Annotated in this window: 8 protein-coding genes, 1 tRNA gene and 3 rRNA genes; 10 read left to right on the plus strand and 2 right to left on the minus strand. The window is 53.5% G+C overall.

Annotated elements, in window-relative coordinates; translation table 11 throughout:
• Positions 1 to 157 precede the first annotated feature (157 nt).
• The 6 genes from rbsD to rbsR all read left to right on the plus strand — a co-directional run bounded on the left by rbsD (position 158) and on the right by rbsR (position 6,012).
• The gene (gene rbsD / locus M8Q36_RS06040) at positions 158 to 577 is read left to right on the plus strand and encodes a D-ribose pyranase (RefSeq protein ID WP_020455871.1); all 420 of its coding nucleotides are present in this window, start codon (positions 158 to 160) and stop codon (positions 575 to 577) included.
• Positions 578 to 584: 7 nt separating this feature from the next.
• Entirely contained in the window at positions 585 to 2,090 is a 1,506-nt protein-coding gene (gene rbsA / locus M8Q36_RS06045) for a ribose ABC transporter ATP-binding protein RbsA (protein ID WP_020455872.1), read from the plus strand.
• A gap of 5 nt (positions 2,091 to 2,095) precedes the next feature.
• Entirely contained in the window at positions 2,096 to 3,061 is a 966-nt protein-coding gene (gene rbsC / locus M8Q36_RS06050; RefSeq protein WP_017458032.1) for a ribose ABC transporter permease, read from the plus strand.
• A 26-nt stretch (positions 3,062 to 3,087) separates the two neighbouring features.
• Positions 3,088 to 3,978, plus strand: a complete 891-nt coding sequence (gene rbsB / locus M8Q36_RS06055; RefSeq protein WP_025263782.1) for a ribose ABC transporter substrate-binding protein RbsB — start codon at positions 3,088 to 3,090, stop codon at positions 3,976 to 3,978.
• Positions 3,979 to 4,086: 108 nt separating this feature from the next.
• Positions 4,087 to 5,016: a ribokinase gene (gene rbsK, locus M8Q36_RS06060; RefSeq protein WP_249880336.1), complete on the plus strand. Its 930-nt coding sequence runs from the start codon at positions 4,087 to 4,089 to the stop codon at positions 5,014 to 5,016.
• 3 nt (positions 5,017 to 5,019) lie between these two features.
• Positions 5,020 to 6,012, plus strand: coding sequence for a ribose operon transcriptional repressor RbsR (gene rbsR / locus M8Q36_RS06065; RefSeq protein ID WP_097407231.1), 993 nt, complete (start codon positions 5,020 to 5,022; stop codon positions 6,010 to 6,012).
• Here the strand turns inward: rbsR and mdtD are convergent.
• Both mdtD and M8Q36_RS06075 read right to left on the minus strand, forming a co-directional pair.
• On the minus strand, positions 6,004 to 7,407 hold the full coding sequence (gene mdtD, locus M8Q36_RS06070; RefSeq protein WP_249880337.1) for a multidrug transporter subunit MdtD: 1,404 nt from the start codon (positions 7,405 to 7,407) through the stop codon (positions 6,004 to 6,006). The two genes, rbsR and mdtD, sit on opposite strands and share 9 nt — an antisense overlap.
• 11 nt (positions 7,408 to 7,418) lie before the next feature.
• On the minus strand, positions 7,419 to 8,108 hold the full coding sequence (locus M8Q36_RS06075; protein WP_020455877.1) for a FadR/GntR family transcriptional regulator: 690 nt from the start codon (positions 8,106 to 8,108) through the stop codon (positions 7,419 to 7,421).
• Positions 8,109 to 8,567: 459 nt separating this feature from the next.
• Here M8Q36_RS06075 and M8Q36_RS06080 point away from each other — a divergent pair.
• The 4 genes from M8Q36_RS06080 to rrf all read left to right on the plus strand — a co-directional run bounded on the left by M8Q36_RS06080 (position 8,568) and on the right by rrf (position 13,571).
• Positions 8,568 to 10,107, plus strand: a 16S ribosomal RNA gene (locus M8Q36_RS06080).
• A gap of 83 nt (positions 10,108 to 10,190) precedes the next feature.
• A tRNA-Glu gene (locus M8Q36_RS06085) sits at positions 10,191 to 10,266 on the plus strand.
• 192 nt (positions 10,267 to 10,458) lie between these two features.
• Positions 10,459 to 13,364, plus strand: a 23S ribosomal RNA gene (locus M8Q36_RS06090).
• Positions 13,365 to 13,455: 91 nt separating this feature from the next.
• Positions 13,456 to 13,571, plus strand: a 5S ribosomal RNA gene (gene rrf / locus M8Q36_RS06095).
• Together the 16S, 23S and 5S rRNA genes with 1 tRNA gene alongside form the textbook arrangement of a ribosomal RNA operon.
• The last annotated feature ends 123 nt before the right edge of the window (positions 13,572 to 13,694 follow it).

Raw genomic sequence — 13,694 nt, forward strand, 5'->3', positions numbered from 1 at the left:
GCTATTTCACTTAAAACAGTAAAGCTGTTTTTTTCATCAATTCGACAAGCGAAACGTTTCGATATCGATCACACTTCTGTAACGGCAAGATGGTTTTCTGCACATTCTTCGTACTACACTGCATACAGCGAAACGTTTCGCTGATGGAGCATAAAAAATGAAAAAAGGTCGTGTGCTTAACGCTGATATCTCGTCAGTCATCTCTCGTCTTGGTCATACCGATTCGCTGGTGGTGTGTGATGCCGGGTTGCCGGTGCCGCGTAACACGCAACGTATTGATATGGCATTAACGCAGGGCGTGCCTTCCTTTATGCAAGTACTGGAAGTGGTGACGGCGGAAATGCAGGTTGAGTCCGCGATTATCGCCTCGGAGATTAAGCAGCATAATCCGCAGCTCCATGAAACGTTGCTCAAGCATATTGAGCAGCTGCAGCAACACCAGGGAAATAACATCGAAGTGCGGTACGTTACGCACGAGCAATTTAAAAAACACACCGCGGACAGTCATGCGGTGATTCGCAGCGGGGAGTGTTCCCCGTTTGCGAATATCATTCTCTGTGCTGGCGTGACCTTCTGAGGCCATCATGGACGCGTTACTACAACTCAAAGGCATCGACAAAGCCTTTCCCGGCGTAAAAGCCCTCTCCGGCGCGGCGCTGAATGTTTACCCAGGCCGCGTAATGGCGCTGGTGGGTGAAAACGGCGCCGGTAAATCAACGATGATGAAAGTGCTGACGGGGATCTACACCCGTGACGCTGGTTCGCTGCTGTGGTTAGGTAAAGAAACCACCTTCACCGGGCCGAAATCCTCCCAGGAAGCCGGTATTGGCATCATCCACCAGGAACTGAACCTGATCCCGCAACTCACCATTGCCGAGAACATCTTTCTCGGCCGCGAGTTTGTGAATCGCTTTGGCAAAATCGACTGGAAAAAGATGTTTGCCGAAGCTGACAAACTGCTGGCGAAGCTGAATCTGCGTTTTAAAAGCGAGCGGCTGGTCGGCGAACTGTCGATTGGCGATCAGCAGATGGTCGAAATCGCCAAAGTGATGAGCTACGAATCGCAGGTCATCATTATGGATGAGCCAACCGATGCCCTGACCGATACCGAAACCGAATCGCTGTTTCGTGTCATTCGCGAGCTGAAATCGCAGGGGCGCGGCATCGTCTATATTTCTCACCGCATGAAAGAGATCTTCGAGATCTGCGATGACGTGACCGTCTTCCGTGACGGGCAATTTATCGCTGAGCGCGAAGTGGCCACGCTGACCGAAGATACGCTGATTGAAATGATGGTAGGCCGCAAACTGGAAGATCAATATCCGCGGCTGGATAAAGCGCCGGGCGAAATTCGCCTTACCGTTGACAAGCTCTGTGGGCCGGGCGTGGAAAACGTCAGTTTTACACTGCGTAAAGGCGAAATTCTTGGCGTAGCCGGATTGATGGGCGCGGGGCGCACCGAGCTGATGAAAGTGCTGTATGGCGCGCTGCCGCGCACCAGCGGTTATGTCACGCTCGACGGCCATGAAGTGATCACCCGCTCACCGCAGGACGGACTGGCAAACGGCATTGTTTATATTTCGGAAGACCGCAAGCGCGATGGCTTAGTGCTCGGCATGTCGGTGAAAGAGAACATGTCGCTGACTGCGCTGCGTTATTTCAGCCATGCGGGCGGTACGCTGAAACACAAAGATGAGCAGCAGGCGGTAAATGATTTTATTCGTCTGTTTAATGTGAAAACGCCTTCTATGGAGCAGGCCATTGGTTTGCTCTCCGGCGGGAATCAGCAAAAAGTGGCGATTGCCCGCGGTTTGATGACCCGGCCGAAAGTGCTGATCCTCGATGAGCCGACGCGTGGTGTTGACGTTGGGGCGAAAAAAGAGATTTATCAGTTAATTAACCAGTTTAAGGCCGATGGCCTGAGCATCATTCTTGTCTCCTCCGAAATGCCGGAAGTGTTGGGCATGAGCGATCGCATAATGGTGATGCATGAAGGGCATCTCGGCGGTGAATTCACGCGCGAGCAGGCCACTCAGGAAGTGTTGATGGCTGCCGCTGTGGGCAAGCTTAATCGTGTGAATCAGGAGTAAAAAAGATGACTACCCAGGCTGTTTCTGGTCGCCGTTATTTCACCAAAGCATGGTTGATGGAACAAAAATCGTTGATTGCCCTGCTGGTGCTGATTGCGATTGTCTCGACCATGAGCCCCAACTTTTTTACCGTCAATAACCTGTTAAACATCCTGCAACAGACCTCGGTCAACGCCATTATGGCGGTCGGTATGACGCTGGTTATTTTAACGTCGGGGATCGATCTGTCCGTCGGTTCCCTGTTAGCGCTTACCGGCGCAGTTGCCGCCTCGCTGGTGGGCATGGAAGTTAACGCGCTGGTGGCGGTTGTCGGCGCGCTGGCGCTCGGTGCGGCTGTTGGCGCACTGACCGGTACGATTGTCGCGAAAGGCCGCGTGCAGGCGTTTATCGCCACGCTGGTGATGATGCTGCTGCTGCGCGGTGTGACGCTGGTTTATACCAACGGTAGCCCGGTGAATACTGGTTTTACTGATAACGCGGATGTGTTTGGCTGGTTCGGTATTGGTCGCCCGTTCGGTATTCCGACACCGGTATGGCTGATGGCCGTCGTCTTTATCGCGGCGTGGTATCTGTTGCATCACACCCGTTTGGGCCGCTATATCTATGCATTAGGCGGTAACGAGGCGGCGACGCGCTTGTCCGGTATCAGCGTTGATAAAGTCAAAGTTATCGTTTACTCCCTGTGCGGCCTTCTGGCCTCGCTGGCGGGCATTATTGAAGTGGCGCGTCTTTCCTCGGCGCAACCTACTGCGGGAGCAGGTTATGAGCTGGATGCTATCGCTGCGGTTGTTTTGGGTGGGACCAGTCTCGCAGGTGGCAAAGGGCGTATTGTCGGTACACTAATCGGCGCGCTGATCCTTGGCTTCCTCAATAATGGATTGAATTTGTTGAGCGTTTCCTCCTATTACCAGATGATCGTTAAAGCAGTGGTGATTCTGCTTGCGGTGCTGGTAGACAACAAAAAGCAGTAATTACCTACACAACAGGACTCATGAAAATGAACATGAAAAAACTGGCCACTCTGGTTTCTGCTGTTGCACTGAGCGCCACCGTAAGCGCAAACGCGATGGCGAAAGACTCTATTGCTCTGGTGATTTCCACGCTGAACAACCCGTTCTTCGTTTCCCTGAAGGATGGCGCGCAGAAAGAAGCGGACAAACTGGGTTATGACCTGGTGGTACTGGACTCGCAAAACAACCCGGCGAAAGAGCTGGCGAACGTGCAGGACCTGACCGTGCGCGGCACCAAATTGCTGCTGATCAACCCGACCGATTCCGACGCTGTAGGTAACGCTGTGAAAATGGCAAACCAGGCGAAAATCCCGGTAATCACCCTTGACCGTGTGGCTTCCAGCGGTGAAGTGGTAAGCCATATCGCTTCTGATAACGTACTGGGCGGCAAAATCGCCGGTGATTACATTGCTAAGAAAGCGGGCGAAGGCGCGAAAGTGATCGAACTGGCGGGTATTGCCGGGACGTCCGCTGCGCGTGAACGTGGTGAAGGCTTCCAGCAGGCAGTTGCTGCGCACAAATTCAACGTACTGGCCAGCCAGCCGGCTGACTTCGACCGCACTAAAGGCCTGAACGTGATGCAGAACCTGCTGACCGCGCATCCGGACGTGCAGGCTGTTTTCGCACAGAACGATGAAATGGCGCTGGGTGCGCTGCGCGCCCTGCAAACTGCCGGTAAAACCGATGTGATGGTGGTGGGCTTTGACGGTACGCCAGACGGCGTGAAAGCGGTTAACGACGGTAAACTGGCGGCGACTATCGCTCAGTTGCCGGAGCAGATCGGCGCGAAAGGCGTGGATACCGCAGACAAGGTGCTGAAAGGTGAAAAAGTCTACGCCAAAAACCCGGTTGATCTGAAGCTGGTGGTTAAGCAGTAATTCGTCATTCTGGTGGAGGGCGCAATCCCGCCGCTGGAGGGACAATACAAAAAAGAAAAGCATGGCACGCGCCACCGAAAGGTGGCGCATTTTACGGACAAGCTCATCATGAAAACCGCAGACAAACTCGTTGTCCTTGGCAGTATCAATGCTGATCACATTCTTAACCTTGAATCTTTCCCGACTCCGGGCGAAACCGTGACAGGCAACCAGTATCAGGTGGCTTTTGGCGGTAAAGGGGCAAACCAGGCGGTAGCTGCCGGGCGTAGCGGTGCGGATATTGCGTTTATCGCCTGTACCGGCGATGACGATACCGGTGCGCGCGTGCGTAAACAGCTTGAGAGCGACAATATTGATGTTGCGCCGGTGAGCGTTGTCGCGGGCGAATCCACCGGTGTTGCGCTGATTTTCGTCAACGCTGAAGGTGAGAATGTTATCGGTATTCATGCGGGAGCGAATGCGGCGCTCTCAATTGATCGCGTCAACGCGCAGCATGACCTGATTGCGCAGGCTTCTGCGCTGTTAATGCAACTGGAATCACCGGTTGAGAGCGTACTGGCTGCGGCGCGTATTGCGCATCAGAACAATACTACCGTGGCGCTGAATCCGGCACCGGCGCGCGAGCTTTCCGATGACCTGCTGGCGCTGGTGGATATCATCACGCCAAATGAGACCGAAGCGGAAAAACTCACCGGAATTAAGGTATCCAGCGACGAAGATGCCGCGCGGGCTGCACAGGCGCTGCACACCAAAGGTATTAAAACGGTGATCATTACTCTCGGTAGCCGTGGTGTCTGGGCCAGCGTTAATGGCGAAGGCAAACGCGTACCGGGCTTTAAAGTGAAAGCCATCGATACCATTGCGGCGGGTGATACGTTTAACGGCGCGTTGCTGACCGCGTTACTGGAAGATAAACCTCTGGATGAGGCGATTCGTTTTGCTCATGCGGCGGCGGCGATTGCCGTCACGCGTAAGGGTGCGCAACCGTCTGTGCCGTGGCGCAATGAGATTGACGATTTTCTCTCTTCGCAGGGGTGACGCTTGGCGACCATGAAGGATGTGGCCCGCTTGGCGGGCGTTTCCACTTCAACCGTTTCCCACGTAATTAACAAAGATCGCTTTGTCAGTGAGGCTATCCGCGAAAAAGTGGAAACGGCGATCAAGACGCTGAATTACGCGCCTTCAGCGATTGCGCGCAGTCTGAAGATCAACCAGACGCGTACGATTGGCATGCTGATCACCGCCAGTACTAATCCCTTTTACTCGGAGCTGGTACGCGGCGTGGAGCGCAGCTGTTTCGAGCGGGGTTACAGTCTGGTGCTGTGCAACACCGAAGGTGACGAACAGCGGATGAATCGCAACCTGGAAACATTGATGCAAAAACGCGTCGATGGGTTGCTGTTGCTGTGTACCGAAACGCACCAGCCTTCGCAAGAGATCATGCAGCGCTATCCTTCAATTCCAACTGTGATGATGGACTGGGCGCCCTTCGACGGCGACAGCGATCTGATTCAGGATAACTCGTTGCTCGGCGGCGATATGGCGACCCAGTATTTGATCAACAAAGGCCATACGCGTATTGCCTGCATTACCGGTCCGCTGGATAAAACCCCTGCACGTCTGCGTCTGGAAGGGTATCGCGAAGCGATGGCCCGCGCCGGGTTGGTGATCCGTGAAGGGGATGAGATCGAGAGCGATTTTGAGTTTGGCGGCGGTTTCGACGCGATGCAGGCATTGCTGGCAATGCACGAACGCCCGCAGGCGGTATTTATTGGTAATGATGCGATGGCCGTTGGCGCCTATCAGGCGCTGTACCAGGCGGGGCTGAAAATCCCGCAGGATATGGCGATCGTTGGTTATGACGACATTGAACTGGCGCGCTACATGACGCCGCCGCTCACCACTATTCATCAGCCGAAAGATGAACTGGGTGAGCTGGCGATTGATGTGCTTATTCACCGCATTGCGGAGCCTGGCCTGCAACAGCAGCGTTTGCAGCTCACGCCAATATTGATGGAGCGCGGCTCAGCCTGACTTTTTGTGCCGTTCTTTAATCAGGTTGCGACCATCTTTTGCTTTCAACAACATAAACACTAACGCGGAAATCAGCGTGATCGCGCCCATAGTGATAAAGGTGTAGTGGAATTGTTCCACTGTGTTTGTGCTGTCAAACCCTTCATAGAAACGCAGCACCGCTGCGCTAACCGCCACGCCGAGGCTAATCGATAGTTGCTGTGTTACCGCCAGCACACTATTACCGCTGCTGGCGTTCTCGTCAGTTAAGTCTGCAAGCGTAATAGTGTTCATTGAGGTGAACTGCGTGGACATCGCCATCCCAAGGATGAACAGCGGCAATACCAGCATCCATATTGCCATTGCCGGTGTTTGTAAGGCGAACTGGGCAATCATTAAACCAATAAACAGCGTGATTCCCACCAGTGTTTTACGGTAGCCAAGCCAGCGCAATATCTGGGTTACCATCGATTTTGCGAGGATAGAACCCAGCGCGGTGGGCGCCATCATGCAACCGGCGATCAATGCCGGATACCCGAACCCCACCTGTAACATCAGCGGCATCAGGAAAGGAACGCAGCCAGTACCCAACCGCGAAGCTATGTTCCCGGCGATCCCGACGGAGAAGGTGCGGGTGTTAAACAGGTTGAGTGAGATCAGCGGCGTTGGATGGCGGCGCGCGTGGCGAATGTAGGCCAGTAGCAGCAAAATGCCGCTCAGAATGATAGTAAAAGCGATCCAACTGGCGACCAGCTTCTCACCGAACAACTCCATTCCGCTTGAGAACAGCACCAGGCTTAAACCGAACAGGAAAAAACCGCCCATATCGAAACTGCGTCGTGGCGTGGTGAAGTTCGGCATGTATTTGCGGGCATAAAACAGACCGGCGAGGCCAATCGGAATATTAATTAAGAAGATCCAGTGCCAGCTCGCCCAGGTGACTAACACGCCGCCCATTACCGGTCCCAGAATCGGCCCGACCAGCCCTGGCATGGTGACGAAGTTCAGTACCGGCAGCAATTCGCTACGCGGATAAGCCCGAAGCAAAGCCAGGCGTGCAACCGGCATCATCATCGCGCCGCCGATCCCCTGAATCACGCGGAACACGACCAGCATCGGTAATGAATTAGAAAGTGCGCAGGCCAGCGAGCCAAGGGTAAACAGGCTAACTGCCAGCATAAAGACGCGCCGTGTGCCGAAGCGATCGGCCAGCCAGCCGCTCATGGGGATAAGCATGGCGACGGTCAGTGTGTAGCTGATAATCGCCGATTGCATTGCTAAAGGGGAACGCCCAAGGCTTTGTGCTATGGCGGGGAGTGCGGTGTTAAGGATCGTGGCATCCAGTGCCTGCATAAAAAAAGCCATTGCCGCAATCCACGGCAGGCCGGCCATACTGCGCGCTTTCTTCTCTGTCATACCTGGTCCTGTTAATTCGGCGTATTCAATAATAGCTGGCACGCCCGGAACGCGCTGTCGCCATCGCTTTCCTGAATGGCGTCCACAATCGCCTGGTGAAGGTCGAGCTTGACCACTTCATTTTGTGTAATAGAGGTAAAGTAGGTGTGATAGATAGAATGAAACAGTGTGGAGAATGAAATAAGAAACGGGTTATCGCTCATCGCATAAATATGTTCATGCCATGCCATATCGACTTCTACCCAGCGTTCGCGGTTGAAGTTCTTTTTCAGCAACACCATCTCTTCCATTAATGTATTGAGATACGCTTTTTGTTCCGCGCTACCCAGCGTGGCGGCGAGCAGACACGCCTGAGGCTCAAGACTGCTGCGCATAATGAGAAAGTGTTGAACAACGTCCTGGAAGTTATCCTCATGCATCCACCAGGAGAGCAACTCCTTATCAAGGAAGTTCCAGTTTCCGCGCGGCATGACGCGAGTACCAATACGCGGGCGGGGAAGCACCATCCCTTTTGCGGTTAATGTCTTTACCGCTTCTCTGACCGCGGTGCGGCTTACGCCAAACTTCTCACCCAGCTCCATCTCACCCGGCAGAATACTTCCTGGGGCATATTCTCCCTTCAGGATTTGTTGCGCCAGTTTCTCAGCCAAAACCCAGGAGATGTTTTTCTGCGCGGCAAGTTGTTGTGCGTTTAGCGGCATTTTTACTTCCTTATCTCTTTATTTCACTGGCTAGTATGCCATTCGATGCCTTTCAGTGGTGGTAAAAACAGCGAAATCGGCAATTCATGCCGCTTTTTACCACGCTTTGTTGAAAAAAGAGACGGTTGAAAAGTTTTTTGAAATTAGGGGTTGTCAGCGTGAATTAACTCCCTATAATGCGCCTCCACTGACACGGCACAACGGCAAACACACCGGCCTGTCAGGTGAAGAAATCTGAAAATAAACAGTTGACTTCACGGCGGGAAAGCGTAGTATACGCAACCCGCGCCGCAGCAAAAAGCGAGGCGGCACTGCTCTTTAACAATTTATCAGACAATCTGTGTGGGCACTCAGGGTGACTGGATTCTTGAACGTCCTCGGACGAAAAATGAATACCAAGTCTCAACGAGTGAACACGTAATTCATTACGAAGTTTAATTCATTGAGCATCAAACTTTTAAATTGAAGAGTTTGATCATGGCTCAGATTGAACGCTGGCGGCAGGCCTAACACATGCAAGTCGAACGGTAACACAGAGAGCTTGCTCTCGGGTGACGAGTGGCGGACGGGTGAGTAATGTCTGGGAAACTGCCTGATGGAGGGGGATAACTACTGGAAACGGTAGCTAATACCGCATAACGTCGCAAGACCAAAGAGGGGGACCTTCGGGCCTCTTGCCATCAGATGTGCCCAGATGGGATTAGCTAGTAGGTGGGGTAACGGCTCACCTAGGCGACGATCCCTAGCTGGTCTGAGAGGATGACCAGCCACACTGGAACTGAGACACGGTCCAGACTCCTACGGGAGGCAGCAGTGGGGAATATTGCACAATGGGCGCAAGCCTGATGCAGCCATGCCGCGTGTATGAAGAAGGCCTTCGGGTTGTAAAGTACTTTCAGCGGGGAGGAAGGCAATACGGTTAATAACCGTGTTGATTGACGTTACCCGCAGAAGAAGCACCGGCTAACTCCGTGCCAGCAGCCGCGGTAATACGGAGGGTGCAAGCGTTAATCGGAATTACTGGGCGTAAAGCGCACGCAGGCGGTCTGTCAAGTCGGATGTGAAATCCCCGGGCTCAACCTGGGAACTGCATCCGAAACTGGCAGGCTTGAGTCTCGTAGAGGGAGGTAGAATTCCAGGTGTAGCGGTGAAATGCGTAGAGATCTGGAGGAATACCGGTGGCGAAGGCGGCCTCCTGGACGAAGACTGACGCTCAGGTGCGAAAGCGTGGGGAGCAAACAGGATTAGATACCCTGGTAGTCCACGCCGTAAACGATGTCTATTTGGAGGTTGTGCCCTTGAGGCGTGGCTTCCGGAGCTAACGCGTTAAATAGACCGCCTGGGGAGTACGGCCGCAAGGTTAAAACTCAAATGAATTGACGGGGGCCCGCACAAGCGGTGGAGCATGTGGTTTAATTCGATGCAACGCGAAGAACCTTACCTGGTCTTGACATCCACAGAACTTAGCAGAGATGCTTTGGTGCCTTCGGGAACTGTGAGACAGGTGCTGCATGGCTGTCGTCAGCTCGTGTTGTGAAATGTTGGGTTAAGTCCCGCAACGAGCGCAACCCTTATCCTTTGTTGCCAGCGGTTAGGCCGGGAACTCAAAGGAGACTGCCAGTGATAAACTGGAGGAAGGTGGGGATGACGTCAAGTCATCATGGCCCTTACGACCAGGGCTACACACGTGCTACAATGGCGCATACAAAGAGAAGCGACCTCGCGAGAGCAAGCGGACCTCATAAAGTGCGTCGTAGTCCGGATTGGAGTCTGCAACTCGACTCCATGAAGTCGGAATCGCTAGTAATCGTGGATCAGAATGCCACGGTGAATACGTTCCCGGGCCTTGTACACACCGCCCGTCACACCATGGGAGTGGGTTGCAAAAGAAGTAGGTAGCTTAACCTTCGGGAGGGCGCTTACCACTTTGTGATTCATGACTGGGGTGAAGTCGTAACAAGGTAACCGTAGGGGAACCTGCGGTTGGATCACCTCCTTACCTTAAAGAACCTGCCTCTGCAGTGTCCACACAGATTGTCTGATGAAAAGTAAAAGCAAGGCGTCTTGCGAGCGAGACTTTACGTCCCCTTCGTCTAGAGGCCCAGGACACCGCCCTTTCACGGCGGTAACAGGGGTTCGAATCCCCTAGGGGACGCCACTTGCGCGGTAATGTGTGAAAGGCGTTGCCAACCGTATCTCAAAACTGACTTGCGAGTCATGTTTGAGATATTTGCTCTTTAAAAATCTGGATCAAGCTGAAAATTGAAACACTGAACAGTGCGAACTGTTCTGTGAGTCTCTCAAATTTTCGCGACACGCGGATGTTTCACGAAACATCTTCGGGTTGTGAGGTTAAGCGACTAAGCGTACACGGTGGATGCCCTGGCAGTCAGAGGCGATGAAGGACGTGCTAATCTGCGAAAAGCGCCGGTAAGGTGATATGAACCGTTATAGCCGGCGATGTCCGAATGGGGAAACCCAGTGTGACTCGTCACACTATCATTAACTGAATCCATAGGTTAATGAGGCGAACCGGGGGAACTGAAACATCTAAGTACCCCGAGGAAAAGAAATCAACCGAGATTCCCCCAGTAGCGGCGAGCGAACGGGGAGCAGCCCAGAGCCTGAATCAGCTTGTGTGTTAGTGGAAGCGTCTGGAAAGTCGCGCGATACAGGGTGACAGCCCCGTACACAAAAGCACACAGGCTGTGAGCTCGATGAGTAGGGCGGGACACGTGGTATCCTGTCTGAATATGGGGGGACCATCCTCCAAGGCTAAATACTCCTGACTGACCGATAGTGAACCAGTACCGTGAGGGAAAGGCGAAAAGAACCCCGGCGAGGGGAGTGAAAAAGAACCTGAAACCGTGTACGTACAAGCAGTGGGAGCCTCTTAATGGGGTGACTGCGTACCTTTTGTATAATGGGTCAGCGACTTATATTCTGTAGCAAGGTTAACCGCATAGGGGAGCCGAAGGGAAACCGAGTCTTAACTGGGCGTTAAGTTGCAGGGTATAGACCCGAAACCCGGTGATCTAGCCATGGGCAGGTTGAAGGTTGGGTAACACTAACTGGAGGACCGAACCGACTAATGTTGAAAAATTAGCGGATGACCTGTGGCTGGGGGTGAAAGGCCAATCAAACCGGGAGATAGCTGGTTCTCCCCGAAAGCTATTTAGGTAGCGCCTCGTGAATTCATCTCCGGGGGTAGAGCACTGTTTCGGCTAGGGGGCCATCCCGGCTTACCAACCCGATGCAAACTACGAATACCGGAGAATGTTATCACGGGAGACACACGGCGGGTGCTAACGTCCGTCGTGAAGAGGGAAACAACCCAGACCGCCAGCTAAGGTCCCAAAGTCATGGTTAAGTGGGAAACGATGTGGGAAGGCCCAGACAGCCAGGATGTTGGCTTAGAAGCAGCCATCATTTAAAGAAAGCGTAATAGCTCACTGGTCGAGTCGGCCTGCGCGGAAGATGTAACGGGGCTAAACCATGCACCGAAGCTGCGGCAGCGACACTATGTGTTGTTGGGTAGGGGAGCGTTCTGTAAGCCTGCGAAGGTGTGCTGTGAGGCATGCTGGAGGTATCAGAAGTGCGAATGCTGACATAAGTAACGATAAAGCGGGTGAAAAGCCCGCTCGCCGGAAGACCAAGGGTTCCTGTCCAACGTTAATCGGGGCAGGGTGAGTCGACCCCTAAGGCGAGGCCGAAAGGCGTAGTCGATGGGAAACAGGTTAATATTCCTGTACTTGGTGTTACTGCGAAGGGGGGACGGAGAAGGCTATGTTAGCCGGGCGACGGTTGTCCCGGTTTAAGCGTGAAGGTGTGTGCTCCAGGCAAATCCGGAGCACTTTAACACTGAGGCGTGATGACGAGGCACTACGGTGCTGAAGTAACAAATGCCCTGCTTCCAGGAAAAGCCTCTAAGCTCCAGGTAACACGAAATCGTACCCCAAACCGACACAGGTGGTCAGGTAGAGAATACCAAGGCGCTTGAGAGAACTCGGGTGAAGGAACTAGGCAAAATGGTGCCGTAACTTCGGGAGAAGGCACGCTGATATGTAGGTGAAGCGACTTGCTCGTGGAGCTGAAATCAGTCGAAGATACCAGCTGGCTGCAACTGTTTATTAAAAACACAGCACTGTGCAAACACGAAAGTGGACGTATACGGTGTGACGCCTGCCCGGTGCCGGAAGGTTAATTGATGGGGTCATCCGTAAGGAGAAGCTCTTGATCGAAGCCCCGGTAAACGGCGGCCGTAACTATAACGGTCCTAAGGTAGCGAAATTCCTTGTCGGGTAAGTTCCGACCTGCACGAATGGCGTAATGATGGCCAGGCTGTCTCCACCCGAGACTCAGTGAAATTGAACTCGCTGTGAAGATGCAGTGTACCCGCGGCAAGACGGAAAGACCCCGTGAACCTTTACTATAGCTTGACACTGAACACTGGTCCTTGATGTGTAGGATAGGTGGGAGGCTTTGAAGCGTGGACGCCAGTCTGCGTGGAGCCGTCCTTGAAATACCACCCTTTAATGGCTGGTGTTCTAACGTGGACCCGTAATCCGGGTTGCGGACAGTGTCTGGTGGGTAGTTTGACTGGGGCGGTCTCCTCCTAAAGCGTAACGGAGGAGCACGAAGGTCAGCTAATCCTGGTCGGACATCAGGAGGTTAGTGCAATGGCATAAGCTGGCTTGACTGCGAGCGTGACGGCGCGAGCAGGTGCGAAAGCAGGTCATAGTGATCCGGTGGTTCTGAATGGAAGGGCCATCGCTCAACGGATAAAAGGTACTCCGGGGATAACAGGCTGATACCGCCCAAGAGTTCATATCGACGGCGGTGTTTGGCACCTCGATGTCGGCTCATCACATCCTGGGGCTGAAGTAGGTCCCAAGGGTATGGCTGTTCGCCATTTAAAGTGGTACGCGAGCTGGGTTTAGAACGTCGTGAGACAGTTCGGTCCCTATCTGCCGTGGGCGCTGGAGAATTGAGGGGGGCTGCTCCTAGTACGAGAGGACCGGAGTGGACGCATCACTGGTGTTCGGGTTGTCATGCCAATGGCACTGCCCGGTAGCTAAATGCGGAAGAGATAAGTGCTGAAAGCATCTAAGCACGAAACTTGCCCCGAGATGAGTTCTCCCTGAGACTTTAGGTCTCCTGAAGGAACGTTGAAGACGACGACGTTGATAGGCCGGGTGTGTAAGCGCAGCGATGCGTTGAGCTAACCGGTACTAATGAACCGTGAGGCTTAACCTTACAACGCCGAAGATGTTTTGGCGTGAGAGAGATGAAATCAGCTTGATACAGATTACGTCAGGGCGTGAGAACGGTCTGACAACAGAATTTGCCTGGCGGCAGTAGCGCGGTGGTCCCACCTGACCCCATGCCGAACTCAGAAGTGAAACGCCGTAGCGCCGATGGTAGTGTGGGGTCTCCCCATGCGAGAGTAGGGAACTGCCAGGCATCAAACAAGTGAAGAGGCCATCCTGACGGATGGCCTTTTTGCGTTTTTACGCTGCGAAACAGCACAGGCGCTCCCCCTTCGGATGCGGCAAAACATGTCTGTGATGGCGGTTTTAACCTTTC

It is taken from the genome of Kosakonia sp. R1.Fl, assembly GCF_023516815.1.
Lineage (GTDB): Bacteria > Pseudomonadota > Gammaproteobacteria > Enterobacterales > Enterobacteriaceae > Kosakonia.

What these genes read in the sequence shown, in the direction of transcription:
- rbsD (WP_020455871.1), top strand. Translation starts at nt 158, where the DNA reads ATGAAAAAAGGTCGTGTGCTTAACGCTGATATCTCGTCAGTCATCTCT.
- rbsA (WP_020455872.1), top strand. Translation starts at nt 585, where the DNA reads ATGGACGCGTTACTACAACTCAAAGGCATCGACAAAGCCTTTCCCGGC.
- rbsC (WP_017458032.1), top strand. Translation starts at nt 2,096, where the DNA reads ATGACTACCCAGGCTGTTTCTGGTCGCCGTTATTTCACCAAAGCATGG.
- rbsB (WP_025263782.1), top strand. Translation starts at nt 3,088, where the DNA reads ATGAACATGAAAAAACTGGCCACTCTGGTTTCTGCTGTTGCACTGAGC.
- rbsK (WP_249880336.1), top strand. Translation starts at nt 4,087, where the DNA reads ATGAAAACCGCAGACAAACTCGTTGTCCTTGGCAGTATCAATGCTGAT.
- mdtD (WP_249880337.1), bottom strand. Translation starts at nt 7,407, where the DNA reads ATGACAGAGAAGAAAGCGCGCAGTATGGCCGGCCTGCCGTGGATTGCG.
- M8Q36_RS06075 (WP_020455877.1), bottom strand. Translation starts at nt 8,108, where the DNA reads ATGCCGCTAAACGCACAACAACTTGCCGCGCAGAAAAACATCTCCTGG.